This window comes from Arthrobacter sp. Soil764 (assembly GCF_001428075.1).
Lineage (GTDB): Bacteria > Actinomycetota > Actinomycetes > Actinomycetales > Micrococcaceae > Arthrobacter.
Map to the genome: position 1 here is coordinate 119,887 of NZ_LMSI01000001.1, position 24,893 is coordinate 144,779.

Annotated in this window: 24 protein-coding genes; 18 read left to right on the plus strand and 6 right to left on the minus strand. The window is 66.4% G+C overall.

The genetic code is table 11. From position 1 onward, the window contains the following. Positions 1–19 precede the first annotated feature (19 nt). The 5 genes from ASG86_RS00520 to ASG86_RS20005 all read left to right on the plus strand — a co-directional run bounded on the left by ASG86_RS00520 (position 20) and on the right by ASG86_RS20005 (position 4,387). Positions 20–1,039, plus strand: coding sequence for an acetylxylan esterase (locus ASG86_RS00520; protein ID WP_056328742.1), 1,020 nt, complete (start codon positions 20–22; stop codon positions 1,037–1,039). A gap of 50 nt (positions 1,040–1,089) precedes the next feature. Beyond that, positions 1,090–2,415: a glycoside-pentoside-hexuronide (GPH):cation symporter gene (locus ASG86_RS00525; protein ID WP_056328744.1), complete on the plus strand. Its 1,326-nt coding sequence runs from the start codon at positions 1,090–1,092 to the stop codon at positions 2,413–2,415. 233 nt (positions 2,416–2,648) lie between these two features. Continuing rightward, positions 2,649–3,770: a 3-deoxy-7-phosphoheptulonate synthase gene (locus tag ASG86_RS00530; RefSeq protein ID WP_056328747.1), complete on the plus strand. Its 1,122-nt coding sequence runs from the start codon at positions 2,649–2,651 to the stop codon at positions 3,768–3,770. Positions 3,771–3,924: 154 nt separating this feature from the next. Further along, positions 3,925–4,137: a helix-turn-helix domain-containing protein gene (locus ASG86_RS00535; protein ID WP_043452394.1), complete on the plus strand. Its 213-nt coding sequence runs from the start codon at positions 3,925–3,927 to the stop codon at positions 4,135–4,137. 151 nt (positions 4,138–4,288) lie between these two features. Continuing rightward, positions 4,289–4,387, plus strand: coding sequence for a 30S ribosomal protein bS22 (locus ASG86_RS20005; protein WP_003792170.1), 99 nt, complete (start codon positions 4,289–4,291; stop codon positions 4,385–4,387). Positions 4,388–4,460: 73 nt separating this feature from the next. Here ASG86_RS20005 and ASG86_RS00540 read toward each other — a convergent pair whose 3' ends face one another. Then, positions 4,461–5,279, minus strand: coding sequence for an HAD family hydrolase (locus ASG86_RS00540; protein WP_056328750.1), 819 nt, complete (start codon positions 5,277–5,279; stop codon positions 4,461–4,463). Between the two features lie 78 nt (positions 5,280–5,357). Here ASG86_RS00540 and ASG86_RS00545 point away from each other — a divergent pair, with 78 nt between their 5' ends. Next, positions 5,358–5,612: a glutaredoxin family protein gene (locus ASG86_RS00545; protein WP_056328752.1), complete on the plus strand. Its 255-nt coding sequence runs from the start codon at positions 5,358–5,360 to the stop codon at positions 5,610–5,612. A gap of 120 nt (positions 5,613–5,732) precedes the next feature. Beyond that, positions 5,733–6,437: a redox-sensing transcriptional repressor Rex gene (locus ASG86_RS00550; protein ID WP_056328755.1), complete on the plus strand. Its 705-nt coding sequence runs from the start codon at positions 5,733–5,735 to the stop codon at positions 6,435–6,437. 76 nt (positions 6,438–6,513) lie between these two features. On the opposite strand, the gene ASG86_RS00555 is transcribed toward ASG86_RS00550, so the two are convergent. Together ASG86_RS00555 and ASG86_RS00560 are read right to left on the minus strand one after the other, a co-directional pair. Next, positions 6,514–7,362: a hypothetical protein gene (locus ASG86_RS00555; RefSeq protein ID WP_056328758.1), complete on the minus strand. Its 849-nt coding sequence runs from the start codon at positions 7,360–7,362 to the stop codon at positions 6,514–6,516. A 209-nt stretch (positions 7,363–7,571) separates the two neighbouring features. Next, positions 7,572–8,120, minus strand: coding sequence for a YceI family protein (locus tag ASG86_RS00560; RefSeq protein WP_056328761.1), 549 nt, complete (start codon positions 8,118–8,120; stop codon positions 7,572–7,574). Between the two features lie 216 nt (positions 8,121–8,336). Here ASG86_RS00560 and ASG86_RS00565 point away from each other — a divergent pair, with 216 nt between their 5' ends. The 10 genes from ASG86_RS00565 (at position 8,337) to ASG86_RS00610 (ending at position 22,570) form a co-directional block, all read left to right on the plus strand. Beyond that, positions 8,337–9,017 (plus strand): histidine phosphatase family protein, encoded by a 681-nt coding sequence (locus ASG86_RS00565; protein ID WP_056328764.1) that lies wholly within the window; start codon positions 8,337–8,339, stop codon positions 9,015–9,017. A gap of 35 nt (positions 9,018–9,052) precedes the next feature. Further along, positions 9,053–9,631 carry a TlpA family protein disulfide reductase gene (locus ASG86_RS00570; RefSeq protein ID WP_056329632.1) on the plus strand — a complete coding sequence of 193 codons (579 nt, stop codon included), beginning with the start codon at positions 9,053–9,055 and terminating at the stop codon, positions 9,629–9,631. Between the two features lie 8 nt (positions 9,632–9,639). Next, positions 9,640–10,395, plus strand: a complete 756-nt coding sequence (locus ASG86_RS00575) for a cytochrome c biogenesis CcdA family protein (protein ID WP_056328767.1) — start codon at positions 9,640–9,642, stop codon at positions 10,393–10,395. Beyond that, positions 10,395–12,197, plus strand: a complete 1,803-nt coding sequence (gene resB / locus ASG86_RS00580) for a cytochrome c biogenesis protein ResB (RefSeq protein WP_056328770.1) — start codon at positions 10,395–10,397, stop codon at positions 12,195–12,197. Before ASG86_RS00575 ends, resB begins: the two co-directional genes overlap by 1 nt. Further along, a complete protein-coding gene (ccsB, locus tag ASG86_RS00585; protein ID WP_056328773.1) occupies positions 12,197–13,306 on the plus strand; it encodes a c-type cytochrome biogenesis protein CcsB in 1,110 nt (369 codons plus the stop codon). Before resB ends, ccsB begins: the two co-directional genes overlap by 1 nt. A 215-nt stretch (positions 13,307–13,521) precedes the next feature. Next, positions 13,522–15,651, plus strand: coding sequence for an Hsp70 family protein (locus ASG86_RS00590; RefSeq protein WP_056329636.1), 2,130 nt, complete (start codon positions 13,522–13,524; stop codon positions 15,649–15,651). Between the two features lie 133 nt (positions 15,652–15,784). Further along, on the plus strand, positions 15,785–17,797 hold the full coding sequence (locus tag ASG86_RS00595; RefSeq protein WP_442854283.1) for a LuxR C-terminal-related transcriptional regulator: 2,013 nt from the start codon (positions 15,785–15,787) through the stop codon (positions 17,795–17,797). A 165-nt stretch (positions 17,798–17,962) separates the two neighbouring features. Then, a complete protein-coding gene (locus ASG86_RS00600; RefSeq protein ID WP_056328776.1) occupies positions 17,963–19,066 on the plus strand; it encodes an IniB N-terminal domain-containing protein in 1,104 nt (367 codons plus the stop codon). Between the two features lie 109 nt (positions 19,067–19,175). Continuing rightward, positions 19,176–21,080, plus strand: a complete 1,905-nt coding sequence (locus ASG86_RS00605) for a dynamin family protein (protein WP_056328779.1) — start codon at positions 19,176–19,178, stop codon at positions 21,078–21,080. Beyond that, positions 21,077–22,570 carry a dynamin family protein gene (locus ASG86_RS00610; protein WP_056328782.1) on the plus strand — a complete coding sequence of 498 codons (1,494 nt, stop codon included), beginning with the start codon at positions 21,077–21,079 and terminating at the stop codon, positions 22,568–22,570. Before ASG86_RS00605 ends, ASG86_RS00610 begins: the two co-directional genes overlap by 4 nt. Positions 22,571–22,620: 50 nt before the next feature. On the opposite strand, the gene ASG86_RS00615 is transcribed toward ASG86_RS00610, so the two are convergent. Continuing rightward, complete coding sequence (locus ASG86_RS00615) at positions 22,621–23,184, minus strand: hypothetical protein (RefSeq protein ID WP_235565032.1); 564 nt, start codon at positions 23,182–23,184, stop codon at positions 22,621–22,623. Positions 23,185–23,189: 5 nt separating this feature from the next. After that, complete coding sequence (locus tag ASG86_RS00620) at positions 23,190–23,579, minus strand: PLD nuclease N-terminal domain-containing protein (RefSeq protein ID WP_056328785.1); 390 nt, start codon at positions 23,577–23,579, stop codon at positions 23,190–23,192. Between the two features lie 61 nt (positions 23,580–23,640). On the opposite strand from ASG86_RS00620, the gene ASG86_RS00625 reads away from it, so the two are divergent. Further along, positions 23,641–23,952 carry a DUF4229 domain-containing protein gene (locus ASG86_RS00625; protein WP_056328787.1) on the plus strand — a complete coding sequence of 104 codons (312 nt, stop codon included), beginning with the start codon at positions 23,641–23,643 and terminating at the stop codon, positions 23,950–23,952. On the opposite strand, the gene ASG86_RS00630 is transcribed toward ASG86_RS00625, so the two are convergent. Beyond that, positions 23,949–24,830 (minus strand): 1,4-dihydroxy-2-naphthoate polyprenyltransferase, encoded by an 882-nt coding sequence (locus tag ASG86_RS00630; protein ID WP_056328790.1) that lies wholly within the window; start codon positions 24,828–24,830, stop codon positions 23,949–23,951. The genes ASG86_RS00625 and ASG86_RS00630 overlap by 4 nt on opposite strands. Between the last annotated feature and the right edge of the window lie 63 nt (positions 24,831–24,893).

Here is a 24,893-nt window from a genome sequence, read left to right on the forward strand (position 1 = left end):
TGAAAGCCGAAGGACAACGATGCCCCTCTTCGACCTGCCCCTGGACCAGCTGCGCAGCTACACCTCCGGCGTCACCCCGCCCGAGGACCTGGCCGCGTTCTGGGATGCCACTCTGGCGGAGGCGCGCGCCTTCCCGCTGTCCGCGTCCTTTGAACCGGTGGAGAACTACCTCACGGTGATCGACACCCTCGACGTCACCTTCGCCGGCTTTGGCGGCGCACCGGTTAGGGGCTGGCTGCACCTTCCCGCCCACCGGGATGCCGGCGCGCAGCTTCCCGTGGTGGTGAACTACATCGGCTATTCCGGCGGCCGCGGCCTGGTCAACCAGGACACGCGCTGGGCGCAGGCCGGGTACGCGCACTTCATCATGGACACCCGCGGCCAGGGCTACGGCTTCACGCTGGGGCATACCGCCGATCCACACTCCTCAGCCGGGGACGTGGCGCACGCCGGGCTGATGACCCGGGGCATCGCCAGCCGGGAGGACTACTACTACCGCCGGGTCTATGTGGACGCCTTCCGCGCGATAGAGGCCGCCCAGGCCCACCCCGCCGTCGATCCGTCCAAGGTGGTGCTGGCCGGAGTCAGCCAGGGCGGCGGGCTGGTGGTGGCCGCGGCAGGGCTTACCGCCGGAAGGCTCGACGGCGTCATCGCCGCGCTGCCCGATGTCCCCTTCCTCCAGGACTTCCCCCGGGCCATCGACATCACCCCGCGCGGGCCGTACCCGGAAATTGCCCAGTTCCTGGCACGCCATCGGGACCGCTACGAGTCCACGCTCGCCGTCCTGGGCTACTTCGACGGCGTGAACCTGGCCCGCTCCGCCATCGCGCCGGCACTGTACTCAGCGGCGCTGATGGACGACATCTGCCCGCCGTCCACTGTGTTCGCCAGCTTCAATGCCTACGGCTCCGGGATGTCCGCATCCTCAGCCAGCCGGGCGGAGAAGGAGATCGAGGTATACCGCTTCAACAACCATGAAGGCGGCCAGGAACACCACTGGATCCGGCAACTGGTGTTTCTCCGCAAGATTTTGGGGTAGATTCCCCCCCGGGATGAGAAAGCGTTTTCTCTGCCCGTGGACGAGGAGAAATGAAGCGACTGAACAGGGCCGCCATCGTGGGCTACGGCGCGGGTGACGCGGCGAACAGCATGATCATCAGTACCGCCAACATGTTCCTGCTGGTTTACTACACCGATGTTGCCGGCATTGGCGCCGCCGCCGCCGGCACGCTCCTGGTGGTGGCGCGGGTGTTCAACGCCTTCACCGACATTGCCGCCGGCCGGATCGTGGACCGTTTCCACAGCCCCCGCTGGGGAAAGTTCCGGCCCTTCGTGGTCTTCGGCTTTGTTCCGCTGGTGCTCGGGATTGCCGTGTTCCATGTGCCCGACGTCGAACCGGCGCTGAAACTCCTGTACGCCTACTGCACGTACGGCCTGGTCTGCCTTGCCTACAGCCTGGTGAACGTTCCCTACGGCTGCCTGGTGGGGGCCATGACCCAGGACCCCGCGGAACGGGCCAGGCTGGCCGGCGCCCGGACCATCGGCGGGCTGTCCACGGGCGCAGTGCTCGGGTTCTTCGTGGCCCCGCTCCTGGGCAGGGGCGGGGACATCCAGCAGATCTTCACCGTGCTGACGCTGGCCTTCGCGGTGATCGGATCCGCGCTCTACGTATTCACGGGGATCGCATGCCGGGAACAGGTGGCCGGCAGCGTTCCCAGGATCAGTTGGCGCCAGACCGTGGAGGCGCTCAAGGTCAACTCGCCGCTGTTGGTCCTGTGCCTCAGCTCCGTGCTGTTGGTGACGGGCAACTCCGCCACCGTGGCCGCCCAGTTCTACTACCTGCGTGACGTCCTTGGCCGGGTGGATCTCTTCCCGCTGTTGGCGGCCACGCAGGTGGTGATCACCTTGGCGCTGGCCGTCGTGATGCCGCGCCCGGTGGCCCGGTGGGGCAAGAAGGCGGTCTTCACCCTGGGCTGCCTCCTCGGCACAGCAGGCGGGATGGTGGTCTTCCTGGCACCCGCTGGAGTTCCCTGGTTGGCGGCGGCCGGCATGGTGGTGGCGCAGGTGTCGGCCGCAACGGTCAGCATCCTCACCTGGGCCCTGATCGCGGACACGGTGGAATACGGCGAATGGAAGACCGGTGTCAGGGTCCAGGGCATCAACTATGCGCTCCTGGCGGCAACCCGGAAACTGGGCATGGGCTTCGGCGGCGGACTGGTGGCCTTCGCGTTGGCGTGGGGCGGGTATTCCTCGTCCCTGGCGGAGCAGGCTGCCCCCGCGGTCATGGCCATCCGCGCCGCCGCGGGGCTGCTGCCCGCTGTCCTGGTGCTGGCAGCGGTGGGCATTATGTACTGGTACCGCCTGCCTGACCGCAAGCACGCAGAACTGGTGGCCGGACTCCAAAGCCGGCGGTAACGGAATGTGACGGACACTGATTTTGCGCCCGGCCCGGCCCGGGCTTATGGTCTCTTCCATGACTAACCGTTGGTATGCGTATTTTTCGTTGGCTCTGGAGGGGCCCGCGTCTGACTGACACGCATCCACATTCCTTCAGAGCCAACAGGGCAGAGATCATTCTCTGCCCTTCGCCGTTTCTCCGGCGGGTTCTGAAATCCGGGCCCGCTTCCCATCTGGAACAGGACCCGAACATGAGCACCGCAACAGCTGCAGCAACCGCCAGCGACACCACGTCCACTTCGAACCTGCGCGTCAGCGAATTCACTCCGCTGCCCGCTCCTTCCGACCTCCTCGCGGAACTGCCCCTGGACGCCCGGGCTGCTGCCGTCGTCGAACGCGGGCGCGACGAAGTGCGCGCCGTCATGGACGGTGTTGATGACCGCCTGCTGGTGATCGTTGGCCCCTGCTCCATCCACGATCCCAAAGCCGGGCTGGAATACGCCCGCCGGCTGGTCAGCCAGGCGGAGAAGCACCAGGAAGACCTGCTGATCGTGATGCGGACCTACTTCGAAAAGCCGCGCACCACGGTGGGCTGGAAGGGCCTGATCAACGACCCGCGGCTTGACGGCAGCCACGACATGGTCACGGGCCTCCGGACCGCCCGGCAGCTCCTGCAGCAGGTCACCGCGCTGGGCCTGCCCACCGCCACCGAGTTCCTGGAACCGATCAGCCCCCAGTACATGGCGGACCTGATCTCCTGGGGTGCCATCGGCGCCCGCACCACGGAAAGCCAGATCCACCGCCAGCTCGCCTCCGGACTCTCCATGCCCATCGGCTTCAAGAACGGGACCGACGGCGGCCTTCAGGTGGCCATTGACGCCTGCGGTGCCGCGGCGGCTGCCCAGGCTTTCCTGGGGATCGATGGCGACGGCCGGGCTGCGCTGGTGGCAACGGCCGGAAACCCGGACACCCACGTGATCCTGCGCGGCGGCCGCAAGGGGCCCAACTACTCAGCGGCCGACGTCGAACGCGTCTCCGAAGAACTGGCAGGCAAGGGACTGAACCCGCGCCTGATTGTGGACGCAAGCCATGCCAACAGCGGCAAGAGCCACCACCGGCAGGCCGAGGTCGCCCTGGAAATCGGAGCCCAGCTGGAGGAAGGCGGTGCTGCGGCGCGGGCCGTGGCCGGCGTGATGCTGGAAAGCTTCCTGGTGGGCGGCGCGCAGAACCTGGATGTCGCGGATCATGCAGCCGGGCGCTCGGAGCTGGTCTACGGGCAAAGCGTTACGGATGCCTGCATGGACTGGGACGTTTCCGCGTCCGTCCTTGAGCAACTGGCGGCATCGGCACGGAAGCGGCGGCAGTCAAATTAGGGGCTGAAATAGGGGAAACACTACTTTCACATCTGCCACAGGAACATCTAGAGTATCTTTTTAGGTGGTTGGTGGATGGCTCAGCATCGGAACACCGCATTGGCACGTACCTGGGGTCACTGTTGTCCATCCGTCAGCAAAGGAAAATAGGGAAATGTCGGCAGAACAGAACTTCTCCAACGCGAAGTTCCTGACCGTGGCTGAAGTAGCCGAGGTCATGCGAGTCTCCAAAATGACTGTTTACCGCCTGGTCCACTCCGGCGAAATGCCGGCAGTGCGCTTCGGCCGCTCCTACCGGGTCCCCGAAAACGCCGTCGAGCAGTACCTTAAGGGTGCTGTGGTGGACGGCCACACCGAGACCGCCTGAGGCGGCCTGTCCTGAGCCGCTCCCGATAAGCGGTACCCTGTTAAGGAACGTTTTACGTCATTGTAAGAATCTGTCAGTTGTTCAGTTCGTAGCTCTGTCCACGGACATTCTCCATCAGACAGGTACTGCATCTAGTTTGTAAGGAACTTTCGTGGGTTCAGTTATTAAGAAGCGTCGCAAGCGTATGGCCAAGAAGAAGCACCGCAAGCTGCTTCGCAAGACCCGTCACCAGCGCCGTAACAAGAAGTAGTCATACTTCGAACAGCGTGGAAATGCCCGTCGCCTTCCAAGGCGGCGGGCATTTTCGTTTGTGGCGGAGAAAGCTACATGCGCGGGCCGCGGATGCGGGCGAAGCCCTTCCAGAGGCCGTAAACGGCTCCGCCAAAGGTGGCCGCCTTGAGCCCTAAGGTGGCGGCACGCCGGCCGGCCCGGAAATCGTAGACCGGCCAGTTGTGGTCGCGCGCGTGGCGGCGCAGCTTGGCGTCCGGGTTGATGGCCACCGGGTGGCCCACCAGCGAAAGCAGCGGGACGTCGTTGTAGGAGTCGCTGTAGGCCCAGCAGCGCTTCAGGTCCAGGCCTTCCTCGTCCGCGATGGCCTGGACGGCCACGGCCTTGGCCGAGCCGTGCAGGATGTCTCCCACCAGCCTGCCCGTGTACATGCCGTCCGAAACCTCGCCCACGGTTCCCAGGGCTCCGGTCAGTCCCAGCCGGGTGGAGATCACGGTGGCCACTTCGATGGGGGTAGCCGTCACCAGCCAGACGCGTCGGCCCACCCTCAGGTGCTGCTCGGCCAGGGCCTTGGCGCCCGGCCAGATCCGTGACGCAATCATTTCGTCGTAAACTTCTTCGCCCAGCGCCTTGATGTCGTCCACGCTGATGCCCACTGCCAGGGTCAGGGCCGAGTCCCGGACGGCGTGGACATCATCCATGTTTTCGCCGCGGGCCACAAACTTGAACTGTTGCCAGGCCATACCGGCCGCCTGCCTCAGGGTGAAGGCTCCGCGCTGGTGCATCTTCCGCGCCACATGGAAGAGGCTGGCGCCACGCATCAGGGTATTGTCCACGTCGAAAAACGCCGCCTCGCCCGGCTGCGGCGCAGCAACCGGGCGCGTGACTACGGCGACGTATTTCTCCTCGGGCATGGACTCGAGTCTAGTCAATCCACTGGCCGGCCGCCGTCGGCGTCGCCCGCACGCCGCGAACGGCGATACCGTTAAGCCATGGCTACACCCCGCGTCGTCCTGGTCACCAAAGCTGACTGCCACCTTTGCGAGGAGGCGCGCGACGCCGTCGCCCGGGTCACTGCCTCATTGGGCCTGACGTGGAGCGAAGAGTTGGTGGACAACCAGCCCGACCTGCGTGAGCGCTATGCCGAGGAAATCCCCGTAGTGCTGGTGGACGGCGTGCAGCGCGACTTCTGGAAGATCGACGAGGCCCGCTTGGAACGCGTGCTGCAGCGCGCCATGGCCCAGTAGGGGAGTGGCGGCAGTGACATCAGATGCCCGGATGTCGCGGGTTTTCGATGGCCCGGGTTTTGAAGGCATGAGCGGCAGGGACCTAGAGTGGACTCACAACGCGACGCAAGGGAGGTGCGGGTGACATCCCTGGGTTCAACGCCCCAGCCTGTCCCGGACCTTCCGGATGCCACGGGCGCACTCGCCAAGCAGATACCTCCTGCAGCGGTGGCACGGCTGACCATTTACCTCCGCGCCCTGAACACCTTGCTGGCCGAGGGCGTGGAGCGCGTTTCCTCCGAATCCCTGGCAGAGGCCTCCGGCGTCAGTTCCTCGACACTGCGCAAGGACTTGTCCCATGTGGGGTCCTACGGGACCAGGGGTGTTGGTTATGAGGTGCAGTACCTCAGCCGCCACATCGCCGCTGCGCTTGGACTGACCCACGACTGGAAAGTGGCCATCGTGGGCGCCGGCAACCTGGGCAAGGCGCTGGCGCGCTACGGCGGCTTTGAATCGCGGGGGTTTGACGTGGTGGCGATCTTCGACGCCGACCAGATGGTGGTGGGCAACGAGGTGGGATGGCTGCGCGTGAGCGACGTGGCAGACCTTGAAACCGTCCTGCACCGGACCGGGGCCAACATGGTGGTGCTGGCCCTTCCCGCCGCAGTGGCCCAGGGCGTCTGCGACCGCGTGGTGGCGGCAGGGGTGCACAGCGTGCTGAGCTTCGCGCCGGTGATGCTGCAGGTTCCCGAAGGTGTGAACCTCCGGAAGGTGGACATGGCCACCGAACTCCAGATCCTGGCCTACCATGCCCAACGGGCCCAGACGCCCGGGCAGACGGCCTAGCGGTTTGACAGGTTAAAGCAGGCGGCCCGGGATGCGATGCTGCATCCCGGGCCGCCTGGTGTCAGCGCTGGTACCGCTACCGTCCGTACGGGTTGCCGAAGCCGCCCGAGTAAGGGTTGGCGAACGGCTGCTGCTTCCGGAAGTAGGGGGCCGCCCCGGGAAGGTAGAGCAGCACGATGGCCGCGATTCCCAGGAGCGTTCCGATTGTGCCCAGGCTGGGGGGACCGAAGAGGCCCAGCACTGACAGCGCAGCGAACACCGTGCCCAGGATACGCGCCCAGTTCTTGCCCTTCCGGACAAAGAAGGCCACCAGCAGGTAGAGGGCCACCCCGATGATGGCGAACACCACCAGGGTTCCGGCAATGACTCCCTGGATGTCGTCATAGGTGACTCCGGTGGCGCCGCCTGCCTCCATCTGCTGCTCAAAGGCCTGCCGGTAGGCGGGATCGTCCAGCTGGGTGAGGCCGGTGAGCATGGCGACGACGAAGATCACGGCTGACGCGATGAGCAGCCAGAAGGAGATGTTCACCAGCTGCGGGATTCCGTTGCTGCCAGCGGGCTGCGGCTGCTCGGAAGGGTACTGGCCGTAGGGGGACTGGCCATACGGCGACTGCCCGTACTGGGGCGCATTCTGGCCGTAGCCGGGAGCCTGGGGCGCATTCTGCCCATACGGGGAGCCGTACTGCGGTGGGTTCTGCCCATACTGTGGGCCATTCTGGCCGTACTGCGGCGCTGCCGGCGGCTGGGAGCCGTACTGGGGCGCGTTCTGGCCGTACTGCGGGGCATTCTGGCCATACTGGGGCGCATTCTGACCGTAGCGGGGCTGCTGGTCTCCGGGCTGGTTGCCGGCCTGGTCATGCCCGGGCTGGCCGTTGCCGGAATGGGGGTCCTGGGGTGCGGGCGGCGGGACGGGAGGAGTACTCATGGCGTTCCTTCTGCAGGTTGGGATCCGGGTAGGCTGCCGGGAATCGGTCCTCTGCCTTCCCCCCAGCATGGCTTAAGTCCACCGTACCCCCGGCAGGCGGCGTTGTGGGTGATTCGGCGGCTATTCGCCAGGTGGCTGCCGTTAAACAGGGGACCCCGGCGCCAGGCCGGGAAGGCCTGGTGCCGGGGTGTGCCCCTGGCGGGGTGGAATTATGCTGCGGGAGCGATGAAGGCGAGTTCCAGGTTGATGGCAACCTTGTCGCTGACCAGCACGCCGCCGGCTTCCAGGACAGCGTTCCAGGTGAGGCCAAAGTCCTTGCGGCTGATGGTGGTCTCGGCGGAAACGCCGGCGCGGGTGTTGCCGAACGGATCAACGGCAACACCGTTGAACTCGGTTTCCAGGGTCACCGGACGAGTGACGCCCTTGATGGTCAGGTCGCCGGTGAGCTCGTAGCTGTTGCCCTTGGCCACCAGGCCGTTGGACACGAAGGAGATCTCCGGGAACTTCTCCACGTCGAAGAAGTCCTCGCCCTTGACGTGGCCGTCGCGGTTGGCGTCGCCGGAATCGAAGCTGGCGGTCTGGATGGTGGCGTTGATCGTGGAGTCAGCAACGTCCTGGGCCAGGTCCAGGGTGGCGGCGGCATCCTTGAACTGGCCGCGGACCTTGCTGATGCCTGCGTGCCGGACCGTGAAGCCGATTTCGCTGTGGGAGTTGTCCAGGGTCCAGGTTCCGGTGGTGACGTCTGCGGGAAGTGCCATGATGTTGCTCCTTGTATAGGTATGAGGGATATGGGTCCTGCCGTTGAACCTTCATCTGTTGAAGCCTCAACTAACTTGCTGCATCCAGTATAAACATGCATTTGCATGTTTTGTTCCCGACCTCGGAACATTTCTTCAAAAACTTGAGTTCTACTGTTTGTAGAAGCAAGGGCGGAAGATTTCGGATCGCACGCCATCTTTGAGAAACTGGTAAACATGCCCCAAGCCACTGTCCATCTGCTCCGCCACGGCGAGGTCCATAATCCCGACGGCGTTCTCTATGGGCGGCTTCCCGAATTCCACCTCTCCGAGCTGGGGCAGGAGATGGCACGGACACTTGCCGAGCACTTCCGGCAGCGCGCCGAACTCGGGGCCCGCATCACCTACCTGGCCGCCTCCCCGCTGGACCGTGCGCAGGAAACTGCGCGGCCGACGTCGGAAGCCCTTCGCCTGCAGATCCACACCGATGAGCGGATCATCGAAGCCGAAAACTACTTCGAGGGCATGAAGGTCACCAAGGCCGAGCTCCGGCGCCCCCGCCACTGGCCGCGCCTGGTCAACCCGCTGCGCCCGTCCTGGGGCGAACCGTACAAGCAGCAGGCCGCAAGGGTGGCCGCCGCAGCGCAGGATGCCCGGCTGCGCGCAATCGAGCTGGCTGCAGGCGACTTTGGCCCCCGCGGGCCCGAGGCAATCCTGGTGAGCCACCAGCTGCCCATCTGGACGGCCCGGCTGAGCGCCCAAGGCAGGCCCCTGTGGCACGATCCGCGCAAGCGCGAATGCACCCTGACCTCCATTACGTCCCTGGTGTTCGACGACGACGGCTCGCTTTTGCGGGTCGAGTACAGCGAACCCGCGGCGTCCCTTCTTCCCGGTGCCGCCAGCACCCCTGGAGCCTGACCGTGAGCAGCAGCAACCTTCCCTCGCGCCGGAGCATGCTCGCTGCCGGCGGCATGGCCCTCACCGCACTGACCCTGGGCCTGTCCGGCTGTGCCCAGGAGGACGCGCTGGCCAAGCAGGCCAAGGCGGGGGACAACAAAAACTATGTGGCGGGCGACGGCTCCGTGACCGAGTTCGCGGCCGGGGACCGCAAGGAAGCCGTGCAGATCCAGGGTGCGCTTTTCAACGGCACGGCAGTGACCCCCGCGGATTTCCAGGGCAAGGTGAGCGTCCTGAACTTCTGGTTCGCCGCCTGCGCCCCCTGCCGGGTGGAGGCGCCCTTGCTGGAGGAACTGCACCAGGAGTTCAAGGACCAGGGCGTCCAGTTCTTCGGCGTCAACCTCCGGGACGAAAAACCCACGGCGGAGGCGTTCGAGAAGACCTTCAACCTGACCTACCCGAGTTTTGACGACAAGGACGGCGGCGTCCTGCTATCCGTGTCCGGCCTGGTACCGCCCGGCGCCGTGCCCACCACCCTGGTCCTGGACAAGCAGGGACGCGTGGCCTCGCGCGTCCTCGGCGAGATTGAAAAGGGCACCCTGAAAGCCCTCATCACCGCCGCCGTGGCCGAGTAGGCGGGACCGTGAACAGCCCCTTCGCTGAAGCCATCCTCAGCGGCTCCCTCCTGCTGGCCATTCCCGTGGCACTGCTCGCCGGACTGGTTTCCTTCCTTTCCCCCTGCGTCCTTCCCCTGGTTCCCGGCTACCTCGGCTATGTCACCGGCCTGAGCGGCGTGGACCTGCAAAAGCAGAAACGCGGCCGGATGCTGGCCGGGATCGGGCTGTTCGTCCTGGGCTTCTCGGTGATCTTCGTGCTGCTGGGCGGTGCCTTCGGCCAGCTGGGCACCCTGATCACCGGCAGCCAGAACGCCTGGATCACCCAGCTCCTGGGGGTCCTGGTGATCATCATGGGCATCGTCTTCATGGGCGGCTTCAGCTGGCTCCAGCGGGATGCGAAGATCCATGCCAAACCGCCGGCAGGGCTCTGGGGCGCGCCGTTGCTGGGCCTGACGTTCGGGCTGGGCTGGGCGCCGTGCATCGGCCCCACCTATTCAGCCGTCCAACTGCTGAGCCTTTCCGGGGGATCCTCCGCGGCCAAGGGCGCCTTCCTGGCGTTCGTCTACAGCCTGGGACTGGGCATTCCGTTCCTGTTGATCGCGCTGGCCCTGCGCCGGGGGATGGGCGTCATGGCGTTCTTCCGCAAGCACCGGTTGGCCATCCAGCGGACCGGCGGCGGAATCCTGGTGGTACTCGGACTTCTGATGGCCACCGGCGTCTGGGGGACCTGGGTGACCGGGCTGCAGTACTGGTTCCAAACCGACGTGAAGTTGCCGATCTGATGAGCGAGCGTGTGAACGTAAAGAAGAAGCAATCCGCCCCCATTGCGGAGGCAAAAGCCCAGGCCGCCCTTCCGGCCCTGGGGCCCAAGGGCATGCTTCGGTGGGCCTGGACCCAGCTGACCAGCATGCGCACCGCGCTGTTCCTGCTGCTGCTCCTCGCCGTCGCCGCCGTCCCCGGCTCCCTGTTCCCGCAGCGGCCCGCCAACCCGGCCGTGGTGACCCAGTACATCAAGGACCACCCGGACTACGGCAAGCTGCTGGACTCCCTGCAGCTCTACGATGTCTACTCTTCGGCCTGGTTCTCAGCCATCTACCTTCTGTTGTTCATCTCGCTGATCGGCTGCGTGGTGCCGCGCGCCATCGCCCACTACAAAGCCATGCGCTCCCAGCCGCCGCGCACGCCGCAGCGCCTCTCCCGGCTGCCGGAATACGGCACGCTGGTGATTCCTGCCGGAGCCGGGATCCCGGCGTCGGACGCCATCAACGGTGCCGCGGGGCTGCTGCGGAAGCGTGGCTACCGGGTAGAAGTCCGGGACGCCGACGGCGACCGTCCGTCCCTGGGGGCCGAGCGCGGGTTCATGAAGGAAGTGGGCAACCTCGTCTTCCATACCTCGCTGATCGGCGTGCTGGTGGCCGTGGCCGCGGGCGGCCTGTTCGGGTACAGCGGCCAGCGCATCCTGGTGGAAGGCGACACGTTCGTGAACACCCTGGTGGGCTACGACCAGTTCAACCCGGGCACCAACTTCCAGTCCAGCCAGCTGCAGCCGTACTCGCTCCAGCTGGACAAGTTCAACATTACGTTCGACCGCGAATCCAGGGGCAAGTTCGGCCAGCCCATCGACTTCGCCGCAACCGTCACCACCAAGGAAAACCCGGCCGCCCCGCCCAAGCAGGAGATCCTGAAGGTCAACGATCCCGTAGCCCTGGGCGGGACCAGCATCTACCTCACCGGCAACGGCTACGCACCGGTGGTGACCATCCGGGACGGAGCCGGCAACGTGGCCATGCAGGGTCCCGTGGTGGCCAAACTGCAGGGCGACAACTACTACTCCTCCGTGGTCATCAAGGTGCCGGACGCCCAGCCGGAACAGCTGGGGTTCGTGGGCTTCTTCCTCCCCACCGCGTTCGTGACCGACAAGAATGTCTCGTTCAGCGCCGACCCCGAGCTGTTCAACCCGCAGCTGACCCTGAACTCCTACTACGGGGACCTGGGCCTGAACAGCGGCGCCCCGCAGAACGTCTTCGAACTGGACGTCAAGAACCTGACCCCGCTCAACGCCAGGAACCTGGCGGCCGGCGGCATCACCCTGGCGCCGGGCTCCACCTACACGCTGCCGGACGGCAAAGGAACCATCAGCTTCGACGGCGTGAAGCGGTACATCGGCGTGGACATCCACCACAACCCCGGACAGGCCTACGCGCTGGTCTTCGCTTTGCTGGCCGTGGCCGGCCTGATCCTCTCGCTCTACGTCAACCGCCGGCGCGTCTGGGTGCGGACGGGCACCGCAGCGGACGGCCGCACCATGGTGGAATACGGACTTCTGGCCCGCGGCGAGGACCACCGCCTGGCCGGGGAGGCAACAGCCCTCCGGAAACTGTTCTCCGCCGAGTGGCAGCTGCCGGAAGACACCGAACAAACGACCGCTGAAACCAGCGCTTCCCAGGACCTTGCCCCTGAAACCACCGTCCAGTCCCAGCGAACTCCCAGCCGGGCAAGCGATAATGTCGCAGGCTCCGCCGACAATGCCGCAGGCCCCGTCACCACCCCAGCAGGCCCCAACGGGCCCGAAAAGGACCAGTAATGCCATTCGGAATCAATGAAACCATGGGCCAGTACAGCGAACTTTTCATGCTGCTGGCGGCGGGTACCTACACCGTGGCCTTCATCGCCTTCGCCTGGGACCTGGCCAAGAGCAGCAAGGCGCTGCGCGCCGTGGACCTCAAGGCTGCCCAGGCAAGTGCTGCCGCCAAGGTCCCCGTAGCCGCTGGTGTTGCTGCCGGGGCGGGGGAACGTGAGGACTCCAGCGTCGAGTCCCGCCTCGACGGGCCGGCAGGCCGCGCCGAGCGCCCGTCGTCGTCCGCTGCCAAGACCGGCCGCGCAGGAACCGGCGGCGTCGTGACGGCCGACGGCGACATGAAGTACGCTGCGGAGCGCCGCGTCCCGGCACGGGTCGCCGTTGCCCTGACCACCCTTGCGGCCGTCATCCACGGCGCCGGCGTGGTCACCAGGGCACTGGGCGCAGGCCGCGTGCCGTGGGGCAACATGTACGAATTCCTCACCACCGGCGCGTTCCTGGTGGCGGCCGTGTTCCTGCTCTCGCTGATCCGGCGCGACCTCCGCTTCCTGGGCACCTTCGTGGTGGGCCTGGTGGTCATCATGCTGGTGGCTGCCTCGGTGGCATTCTGGACCCCCGTGGGCCACCTGGTTCCCGCCCTGCAGAGCTACTGGCTGGTCATCCACGTTTCCATCGCGGTGCTCTCCTCCGCGCTGTTCACGCTGACCTTTGCCATGTCCGCACTGCAGCTGGTGCAGTCCCACCGGCAGAAGACCGCGGCTGCCGGGGGAGCCGACAAGCTCGGGTTCATGCGCCTGGTGCCGTCCGCGCTGAGCCTGGAAAACCTGTCCTACCGCATCAACGCCATCGCCTTCATCGGCTGGACTTTCACCCTGATGTTCGGTGCCATCTGGGCCGAGAAAGCCTGGGGCCGGTTCTGGGGCTGGGACACCAAGGAAGTATGGACCTTCGTGATCTGGGTTGTGTACGCCGGTTACCTGCACGCGCGTGCCACCCGCGGCTGGACCGGAACACGCGCAGCGTGGCTGTCGATCGTGGGCTACCTGTGCGTGATTTTCAACTTCACCATCGTGAACCAGTTCTTCAACGGGCTCCACTCCTACTCGGGTCTTTAGAGCGGATCAGCAGGCCGTTCAACAGGGCCTTCCGGCCCTAAAACCGGGGTTTCTTGGACCCGAAAACGGGTGGCGGCACTCAGTTACGGCTACTGCCCGGTAAATAACCATTCGATGTAGCAACAGGGGTATTCCCCGGTCCTTCCGTAATGCTACGTTGGTGACGTTCCCTGTGATGAAGCTTGCAGGTGAAACACCAGCTTTCCGAGGTACCCATGAGCTACGCTCTCGCCGTTGACGTCGGGACCAGTTTCACGGCAGCTGCCGTTGTTCGATTTCACCAAGGTCCCTCCGCTGTGCCCGAGTGCCTGCCCCTCGGTGCCCGTGGAGCATCCGTACCTTCCGTGGTGTACTACCCGGAGGAAGGCGCAGTCCTGGTGGGTGAGGCTGCGGAACGCCGCGGACTGGACTCGCCCGAACGCGTGATGCGGGAATTCAAGCGCCGCATTGGCGACGACGTCCCCTTCGTCCTTGGCACCCTGGCGCTGCAGCCGGAGGACGTCTACGCCACCATGGCCCGTTGGGTGGCTGACCGGGCCGCCGAACGCGAAGGTGGCCCGGCGTCGGCCGTTTTCCTGACCCACCCTGCGGCCTGGGGCAACCACCGCCTGTCAGTGATCCGTGATGCCCTCGCCGCGCATGGCCTGGAGAACGTCACCCTCCTTCCCGAACCCGAAGCCGCAGCCCTGCACTACGCCTCCCAGGTGCGCGTGGAGGAAGGCAGCACCATCGCTGTGTACGACCTCGGCGGCGGCACCTTCGACACCGCTGTACTGAGGAAGTCCGGCAGCAGCCGCTTTCAGCTCCTGGGGCGTCCGGAGGGCATCGAAGACCTGGGCGGCGCCGACTTTGACGCCGCCGTCTTCCGGTACGTGGCTGCGCATACGGGGAACGCGCTGGAAGACCTGGACACCAGCGATCCGGCGGTACTGGGTGCCCTGACGCGGCTCCGGCGGGAATGCGTGGAGGCCAAGGAAGCGCTCTCTGCGGACAGTGAGGCCAGCATTCCGGTGCTGCTGCCCGGCGTCCAGCAGCAGGTGCGCCTGGTCCGTTCAGAGTTCGAGGCGCTGATCGAAGAGCCCGTGCGGGAAACGGTGGAGGCCCTGGAGCATTCGCTGGCCCAACTCCACCTGGAACCGGCGGACCTGTCCACGGTGCTGTTGATCGGCGGCTCGTCCCGGATTCCCCTGGTGGCCCAAATAGTGTCCGAGGAGCTGGACCGGCCCATCGCCGTTGACGCCGACCCCAAGTCCTCCATCTGCCTGGGCGCCGCCGTAGCGGCCGTCCTTGCCCACGCCGCAGCTGCGGCGGAAGCCGAAGCAGCGGAATCCCAGGCGGCAGCCACCGAAACGGAGGCCGCGGAGGCTCCACCCGCCGTCGTACTCTCTGACGTGCCTCCCGCGCCAACCGGCCCGGGCCTGCCCAGCTGGTCACGCAAATATACGACGGCGGCAGGTGCGCCGGCAGGGCCAGGCACCGTCCGCGGTGCACGGCACGGGGGCGCGCATGCCCCGAAACCCACCGTCCGGGTGACTGCTGTTGCCGCGGCAGCTGCTGTCCTGACGGTCCTCACGGCTACTGCCGCCCAAAGCCCGGACGGCTTTGGCAGCCTGACGGCCATGTTCGTGCCGCAGGCCGGGGCCAGCACTACGGGCGGTTCAATTGGCGCAGATGCAGCCGCTGCCGACACCGGTGCCGGTGCCGGGGAAGCAACGACGGCAACCGGAGTCCCCGCCCCCTTTGCAGGAATCGAGGCCAGCGCCAGGAAACCACTGGCCCCAGGTCCTGGACTGGAAGCAGCTGCCGCACCCGACGCCGGGCAGGCAGCGAGCGAAGGGCCGGGGCCAGGAAGCAGCGCCATTGCGGACGGACCTGTTGTGGCAGGCGGAGCTGCCGTCGCCGATCCACTCGCAGGTTCCGGCGGGACGCCGGACGGCGCAGCCGTTGTTCCCGAGGCCGTTACCGTGGATCCCACCTCCCCGTCCGACACCCCTTCCGGGACCCCTTCGGACGCCCCATCAGATACCGCGTCCGGAACCCCTCCGGACACCCAGCAACCCGGCGGTACGGGCGAACCCACGCAGAGTTCAGGCACCGAAACTCCAACCGATTCCGGGACAGGAGGCACCACCACGCCTCCGGTGACCGCTCCGCCCACAGGGGAAACGCCCCTCCCCACCTCGACGGACAGCCCAAGTCCGACATCTGACCCGAATCCCCCGACGACCATAACGGAGGCGGCCGTGGCAGCTACGTCATTGACGCAGGAGACACCGCTTGAGTCCGCGTCCCCTTCTGTTGAAGCAGCCGTGGAAACGGCCCCGACCACCTCTCCGGCGGCCTGATATGGATGGGCGGATCCAGGGAGCAGAGCTTCAGGACATGCAGCATCAGGACGGGCAGTATCAGGACGTGCAGTTTCAGCGGGAGGAACAACTGGAGGCCGGGTTTGCGGAACCGGACCACCAGGGGCACCCGATGAATGCTGCGGAGCTGATGGCCAGGCAGCTGAAGGGCACCAACGCCGTGGTGCGCGAACTGCTGCTGGCGCTGTCAGTGGGGTTCGCTTTGCCGGGGCCGCTGCCTGCGGACCTGCAGCAGAAGATCGGCAACGGCGGGGTGGAGGACCTTGATGCCCTGGTTGACCGGGCAGAGGCCGCAGGGCTGCTGAGGCCGGACGGCACTGTGGTGGGGACGGCGCAGCACGCACTGCTGGCCGCCACACCCATTGCCAAGGTTCACGCGCTCCAGCGTGAGCTCGTGGATTTGTTCACCTCGACAGGACAGCGGCTGGGAAATCTTGCCCGCGACCTGGCCCGCGGAGGTCTTACTGACGCCCGGGTAGCCGCGGAACTCGAGCTGGCAGCGGACAGTGCGCTGGAGCATAACCCCAGACTCTCGTCGCAGCTCTACGAGGAGGCCCTCCTGGCCGGCGCCGATCCGGTGGCGACGGCGGCACGGCGCGCGCAGGCGGCAGCCGGTGATGGCGAGCTTGATGCCGCTGCCCGCACCATCGACACGCTGCTGGTCAGTACTGAACCGCAGGATGCCCGCCGGGGTGCGGACGTGGCCGCTTCCGTTTGGGCGCAACGGGGAATGCTGGCCCGCGGAGCCGATGTCTACAGCTGGTTGGGGCCGGAGCGGGTGGGCGTATCAGCGCCCTTGGCCGCCGTCGTCCTGATAGGGGTTGGAGACCGGGACGGTGCGGAGGCATTCTTCCAGCCCGGGGCAGCGGCAGCGTCCCCCACCCTCCTTGCCGCCACCCTGGTCCAGACGGGCCAGGGGGTCTTTGCATCCCTGGGAGAGAAGCCGCAACAAGGCATCTCCGTGCTGATCCACGCCTCGGACATGCTGAACTCGGCAGGAACATCACTTCCGCTGCCGGAAACACCAGCCGCCCTGGCAGCCCTGCTGGCCCTGCATACCGGTGAGCCGCACCTTGCGGAAACGGTCTGCAGGGCTGCCGCCGCTGCAGGGCAGGGAGGCAATGCCGCGCAACCCAGGCTCCTGCTGCTGCAGGCCTGGGCGTGCATGATGCAGGACAAACTCGAGGATGCCCGGCTGGCCGCCACGGAGGCCGCCAAGGCCAACCACTGGCCGCTGGTCCCGCGCGACGAGTTCATGTGCGCGGCACTCGAGGTGGGTCTCGCCCGCCGGAACGGCGACGTGCCGGAACTCCTCAGGGCATGGGAACGGGCCCGCGAGGCCATGCTCCATACGTCGGTGGACCTCTACAACCTGCTGCCGTGGGGGGAACTGCTGATCGCTGCTGCCCGCCTGCGGGAGACGCGGCGCGTGGCGCATTACCTGGAAGAGGCATGGAAGCTGCTGGGGCGCCTGGGCGAACCGGCCCTGTGGGCCGTTCCCCTGCATTGGGCAGGCGTCCAGGCCGCCCTGCTGAATGAAAGCCCCGCCGATCTTGCCCCGCATGCAACGGCGCTGGCACGGGCGTCCGCCCACAGCCAGCTGGCCGCAGTCCTGGCGACGGCGGGAAAAGCCTGGGTATCGGTGCTCGCCGGCCGCTTCCGCACCTCCGACGTGGAGGGTGCGGCCAGGCTGCTGGGTGCTGTTGGAATGCCCTGGGAAGGCGCAAGGCTGGCCGGACACGCTGCCGCACGGGCCGACGAGCGGCGGGACATGATGCGCCTGCTCTCGTGCGCCCGGGACCTGCATCCGCAGGGCAACCCCACCGGCGGCATGTCCGGGGCCGGGGTTCAAACAGGAACCGCTGTCGAGAACGGCGGCAGGGCGCACCAGCCGGACGGCTCCGGGCTGAGTGAGCGGGAAAAGGAAGTGGCCAGGCTGGTGCTTGAGGGCAAAACCTACCGGGAGATCGGTGAAGCCATCTACATTTCGCCCAGGACGGCAGAACACCACATTGCCCGGATCCGTCGCCGTCTTGGCGCTGAAAACCGGTCCGACCTGCTGGCCCGTTTAAGGGTGGCACTCGGCGTTGAGAATTCCCAGCATATGAACCCGCAACAGGAGTAGTCCCTAATGCCCCTAGCAGCGGAGGCGGGAGCGCCCCGGGGCGGATCCAACCGGTAGGGGGAATGCGCCCGATGCCCTGTCTCCGGCAGCGAACCTAGGTTTGAAGCAGCCGGACACGTTCCACCGGATGATCCGTAACTCAACGAAGATGTGAGGACCACGCATATGCCAACACTCGCAAACGACCTTGTTCAATTCCTGATGCACCTCTTCGGCAACCGCAAGGCTATCCAGGCTTTCCTGGATGACCCGGAGAGGGCGTTGTCCGAACACGGCCTGGGGAACGTGTGCCTGGCTGACGTTGACGCTGCAATGCCTGTTGTCCTGGACTATGCACCCATCACCGTCAACGCCCCGTCGTTCGAGCGCGAATACAACACCGGCGCCGGCAACGTGTGGGCGGGAGCAGGCGCCCCGGCGGGTCATGCCGTGGGTGCAACAGCTGTCCACAGCGGAAGCCAGGGGGCCGCGCATGGCGGCAGGAATTACGACCAGGACGACCACGCCCATGCGGTACAGCAGCTGCACCACGTGGTAAACCACTTCTCCTATACCACCAGCACCACCATGGTGGACGACCGGGACACCGTCACCGACCAGTCCGTCAGCCAAAACATCTGGGCGGACGGAGACGTGGAGCAGTGGTTCGACAACCATGCCGTGGTGGCAGCCGGGGACCATGCCGTGGCCGCCGGCGACGACGCCGATCTTCGGGACTCGAACAACATCAGGGATTCCTACAACACCGACCGCTCCACCGACGAGTCCACGGACAATTCCATCCATGCCGGCGGAGACGTCAACATCGGCAACGAGGAGACGGACATCGCCGACTCCTTCAACACCGACCTGGACCTGGACGTGGACGACTCCTTCAACGACAACTCGGACAACTCCGACAACTCGGACCATTCCGACCACTCCGTCAGCACCGAAACGGACCTCGACGTCCAGGACTCGTTCAACGACAACTCGGACAACTCCACGCAAAGCACTGTGGAGGTGGAGGACTCCTTCAACCAGGACAGCTCAACCACCACGGCAGTGGAGGACTCCTTCAACCAGGACAACTCCACCACCACGGCGGTGGACGTTGATGTTGAGGACTCCTTCCAGGACAACTCGGCCACGAGCAACGTGGAGGACAACGTGGTGGTCGCGGACAACCAGCTCGACTTCACGGAGGACAACTCAACCCACACCGATATTGACCTGGATAACGACACCACGATTGACGATTCGGTGGTTGACGACTCCACCGTGCTGTAACACGCTGGTTCCAACACACTGCGTCCGGGAGGTAAGCCCGGCAGGAGGCAATCACCTCCTGCCGGGCTCTTCCCGCAGTACCGACGGCGCACGGAAAAAGGGGACGGCTGTGGCAGAAGCAGGACCGGCAAGGGCACCTGGTCCAACGACGGCCGGCCAGCTGGTGAGGCTCGTCGAGGAGGGCCTGCAGCTGGTGGGCAGCGGAGATCGCGCGGACCTGCGCAGGAGGCTGGCCCAGGCCATGGCCCGGCTGCAGGACCCCAGCATCCGGGTCATTGTGGTGGGGGAGTTCAAACAGGGGAAAAGCAAGCTCATCAATGCCCTGGTGAACGCACCGGTGTGCCCGGTGGACGACGACATTGCCACCTCAGTGCCCACCATCGTCCGCTACGGGGACCCGGCCTCAGCCGCGGTGCTGGTCCCCGCGCCGGAACAGCCCGACGGGGAGGCTGCCGGCGATGGCGGGGACAGCAGCGTTGAGCGCCGGCCCGTCGACCTGGCAGACCTTCCGGCGCTCGTGTCGGAGAAGGGCAACCCGGGCAACAGCAGGAAACTCATGGCCGCGGAAGTCTGCCTGCCCCGCCGGATCCTCACCGGGGGCCTGAACATCATTGATTCCCCCGGGGTGGGCGGCATGGGCTCCACCCACACCCTCACCACCCTTACCGCCCTGCCCACCGCCGACGCCATGCTGCTGGTATCCGACGCTTCCCAGGAATACACGGAGCCGGAACTGCGGTTCCTCCGCCAGGCCATGCGGATCACCCCCAGCGTTGCAGCCGTCCTCTCCAAGACGGACCTCTACCCGGAATGGCGCAGGGTGGAGGAGCTGGACAGGACACACCTGGACCAGGTGGCGCCGGAGATTCCGCTGTTCCCGTTGTCAGCGGACCTCCGGCTTGAGGCCTCCCGGCTCCAGGACAGCGAGCTCAACGCAGAATCGGGCTTCCCCGCCCTGGTGGCCCACCTGCGCAACGATGTGGTGGGCAAGGCACAGCGCATCCAGCGCCGGTCCGTCAGCCAGGACCTGCTGTCCGTGACGGACAACCTGCGGCTGTCCCTGCAGTCCGAGGTTGAAGCCCTGGAAAATCCTGCCGGTACGCCGCAGATGCTCGCGGACCTTGGGCGGGCCAAGACAGAGGCGGACGAGCTGCGGAAACGGTCCGCGCGCTGGCAGTTGACCCTCAGCGACGGCATCAATGACCTCATTGCCGACATGGAGTACGACCTCCGGGACCGCCTGCGCCGGATCCAGCGGGAAGCGGAGACGGCCATCGACCAGGGCGATCCCGGACCGGTCTGGCCGCAGTTCTCCCAGTGGCTCGAAGAGTGCGTCGCCGCTGCCATCTCGGACACCTTCGTCTGGACCAGCGAGCGGTCGCAATGGCTGGCCGCCCAGGTGGCCGATCACTTCGCCGCCGACGAAGTATCGCTGCCCGTATTGCACGTGGCCGACTCAGGGGACGCCCTGGATCCGGTGGACCAGATGCCGGGACTGGATCCGGGCCGCGTGAACCCGGTCCAGAAAGTCCTGATCGGCATGCGCGGGTCCTATGGTGGCGTCCTGATGTTTGGCCTCCTGACGGGAATTTTCGGGATGGCACTGATCAATCCGCTCTCGGTGGGCGCCGGACTGCTGCTGGGGCGGAAGGCCTACCGGGAGGACAAGGAAACGCGGCTCAAGCGGCGCCAGGGCGAGGCGAAAGCGCTGGTAAGGCGCCAGCTCGACGACGTGACGTTCCAGGTGGGAAAGCAGCTGAAGGACAGGCTGCGTTTGGTTCAGCGGACCATCCGGGACCACTTCACCGAGATCGCCGACGAGTACCACAGGTCGTTGTCTGATTCGGTGGCCGCGGCCCAGAAGGCTGCCGCATCGTATGCCCAGGAGAGGGAAGGACGCATCCGGGACATCAGGGGCGAACTCAAAAAGGTGGATGCGCTGCACCGGGCCGCGAAGGCCGTGGCCGCGGAGGTAATTGCAGCCGGGACCCGCAGCGGGGCGGGGGTTGGATGACGCCGTCCACTACTGCAGGGGCAGCTGGGCTGATCCGGGAAGCGCTGGAGGTTTACGGTGACGACCCGCAGGCCGCCGCTGTGCTGCGCGGCTATGCGCGGCGCCTGGCGGAGCCTTTGAGGATTGCGGTTGCCGGCATGGTGAAGGCAGGAAAGTCAACGCTCCTCAATGCCATCATCGGTGAGGAAATCGCGCCCACTGACACCGGGGAATGCACCCGGATCGTCACCTGGTACCGGCACGGACACACTCCCCGCATCACCCTCCACCCCATCACGGGGGAGCCCCGGAACCTGCCGTTGAAGCGCGTGGACGGGCGCCTGGTCTTCGTCCTTGACGGCGTCCAGGCAGAAGACGTTGATCGGCTCGACGTCGAATGGCCGGCGCCGGCCCTGCAGGCCATGACGCTGATCGACACCCCCGGCATCGCCTCCCTCTCACAGGACGTGTCGGCACGGTCCGTAAGGTTTCTCACTCCGGAAGACTCGGCGTCGGAAGCTGATGCCGTCATCTACCTGATGCGCCACCTGCACGCGTCCGACCTCCGGTTCCTTGAATCCTTCCAGGACACCGGGGCCGGCCGCTCGGGTACGGTCAACGCCCTCGCGGTGTTGTCCCGGGCCGACGAGGTGGGGGCCGGCCGCATCGACTCCCTGCTGTCCGCCGGCACCATCGCAGAAAGGTACAGCCGGGACCCCAACCTCCGGAAGCTGGCACTGGGCGTTGTCCCCGTCGCCGGACTGCTCGCCCAGAGCGCCCGTACCCTTCGCCAGCCGGACTTCGAGGCCCTCCAACTGCTGGCCACCCTGGACCGGGCCGCGCGCGAACGGATGATGCTTTCGGCCGACAGGTTCCGCCGGTCCAGGGAACCTGAAGGACTGACGGAAGAAGCACGGCGGTCACTCCTGGCGCGCTACGGGCTTTTCGGTATCCGGCTGGCCGTGGTCCTCATCCGCAACGGATACCCGGAACCAACGCCGCTGGCCCATGAACTGGCCCGCCGCAGCGGCCTGGACCCGTTGCTGGAGGTGCTGGACCGGCAGTTCCAGGCGCGGGCAGAGGCGCTCAAGGCCAGGACCGCGCTGGTTGCGGTGGGGAACCTCCTGGACAGCCGCCCCCGCGATGGATCGGAACAGTTGGCGGCGTCCCTGGAGCGGCTGCAGGCAAACGCACATGAGTTCCGTGAGCTACGGCTGCTGGCAGCCCTGCGGACCACCGGGGTGGAGCTTGCCCCCGAACTGGCGGCGGAAGCCGAACGGATCATTGGCGGCCACGGCACGGCTCCGGATCTGCGACTGGGCCTGGCGGCTGACTCCAGCCCGGATCTGCTGGCCGCCGAGGCGCGGCGCTGCCTGGCACGTTGGCGCAGGGCTGCTGAAAGCCCGCTCACTCCCAGATCCGCCCTTGAGGTCTGTCGGGTCGTGATCCGCAGCTGCGAGGGCGTCCTGGCTGATTTCGCGGTCAGGGACAGGCGGGCCCAGTCGGCGTAGTGCGGCAGGTCCCAAGCCTGCTGGGCTCCCGTTTCCGGCAGGCTCCCGCGTCAGGCAGGTTTCCGTTTCAGCCACGCTCCGGCGGCCGGCAGGAACAGAAGGACCAGCCCGGCGGCGGCAAGGAGGAGGCCGGCGCCCCAAGCCATCACCACGTAGCTGCCCTCGGCGCCGCTGGGGACCAGGAAGGCCGATGCCAGGAGCAGGACGGGAACGTGGGCGGCCAGCAGCAGCAGCAGGACCCAGCGTGCCCAGTTCCGGCGGCCCAGCACCGCGCCCAGGAAAGCTGCTTCAAGCGCGGTCACCAGCAACAGGGCAGCAATGCTGCCCCAAAACACGATTTCCGCCGCGGTACCCACCGATCCGGCGTCGCTGCCCGCCGCCATGTCCGCCACCACGCCACGGAGCCGCTGCAGGTTGGAGTCACGGGCCAGGAAGGATCCCAGCAGGACGGCCAGCCCCGCGGCGAAGCTGAGAACCCAAAGCGTGCGGGCCGTCCGGACAACCCGGGGCACCGGGGGAGTGACGGGGATGGGAGGCGGCGCGGAGTAGGACAGGCCGGGCCTCGGTGGGGGAGGCGGCGGGCGCCCCTCATCTCCGCCGGGTTGGAACGCCACAGGCCCTATTTCAGTCCGTCGGCATCGTGTTCATCGGTGCCGCGCTGGCCATTGCCGCCGTCCTCCTTGGCTTTAGCCTCCAGGTCATCGCGGAGCTTCTTCAGGCGCTCCGCCTCGGCCTGGTTGCGCCGGCGGGCCTCAAGGTTGCGGAGGAAATCCGGATCATCGTCCGGTGCAGTGGGATGCGGGTAGCTGGGTCGCGGCTCCGCCGTGCCGCGCGGCCTGCCGATCACGAGCCACAGGATGGCGCCCAGGACGGGCAGGACGATCTGCACGATGATCCAGGCAGGTTTCGAAATTCCACGGGTCAAACGGGCCTCAGTGCGAATCACGTCCACCAGGCCATACACGAAGATGACGAGGACTGCGACGGCCAAAGCCACACGGAAGAGCATGCCATTAAGTCTATCGTCAGGACGCGCAGGGGCCGCTGGCCGAGGCGGCTAAACTTGAATAGTGGCCTTTTTGAAATATTCCCTGATCCGGCTTGCGATCTTCGTGCCCCTGTTTGCCCTGTTTGCGCTTCTGCAGGTGGGGGTCCTGATGTCCGTGATCTGCGCCGCGCTCATTGCCTTTGCCATCAGTTACCTGTTCTTCCAGAAGCAGCGCGACGCCGCCGCAGCAGCCCTGCAGCACCGCTTCTCCGGGAAGGCCAAGCCGCTGCGTTCCGCCGGCGAGGTCCAGGACGCCAACGCCGAGGACGCGCTGCTTGACGCCAACCCGGACATCACCATCAACAACGCCAAAGGCAGCCACAACAAGGGCTAGAACCCGTGGCTGAGGATCAGTCCCAGTGAGAACAGCAGGCTGTAGCCAAGGTTGATCAGGCCGGTCTGTTTCAGGACCGGAATCAGGCTCTTGCGCTTGCGACCGTTGATCATCAGCCAGGCCGGCATCAGGCAGGCCGGAATGAGCAGCAGCACGATCAGGATCCAGGGCCGGCCCGGCGCCAGGATCACCACCAGCAGGATGGCGACGGCGAGCATCAGGACGTAGCTTTCCCGCGCATGCTTGTCCCCCAGCCGCACGGCCAGGGTTTTCTTCCCGGCCTGCATGTCCGTGGGAATGTCCCGGACGTTGTTGGCCATGAGCAGGGCCGTGGCGATCAGGCCGGTGCCGATGGCGCCAATGACCGCGGACAGGCTGATGTGTCCGGCCTGGGTGTAGGTGGTGCCCAGGGTGGCCACCAGGCCGAAGAACACGAAGACGAAGAGATCGCCGAGGCCCATGTAGCCGTAGGGGTTCCTGCCGCCGGTGTAGCCCCAGGCAGCCATGACGCAGCCCAGCCCCACCAGAATCAGCCACCACGCCTGCGTGAGGAACACCAGGACCAGGCCGAACACCATAGCCAGGGCGAACGTTCCGAACGCCGCCCACTTGACGTGTTCCGGCTTCGCGGCGCCGGAGCCCACCAGCCGCAGCGGACCCACCCGGTCATCGTCGGTCCCGCGGATGCCGTCCGAATAGTCGTTGGCAAAGTTCACACCCACCTGGAGCAGGAGCGCCACCAGCGCCGCGAGGATGGCGTTGGGCAGCAGGAACGAGTCCATTTCGTAGGCGGCGGCAGTGCCGATCAGCACCGGCGCGATCGCTGCGGGCAGCGTCCGGAGTCGGGCGCCTTGGATCCATTGGGCGGCTGTGGCCACGGTTAGTACCTCGCGTTGTTTCGGTAAGACGGCAGGATGGAACGTCCGCACCCGCCGCGGTGG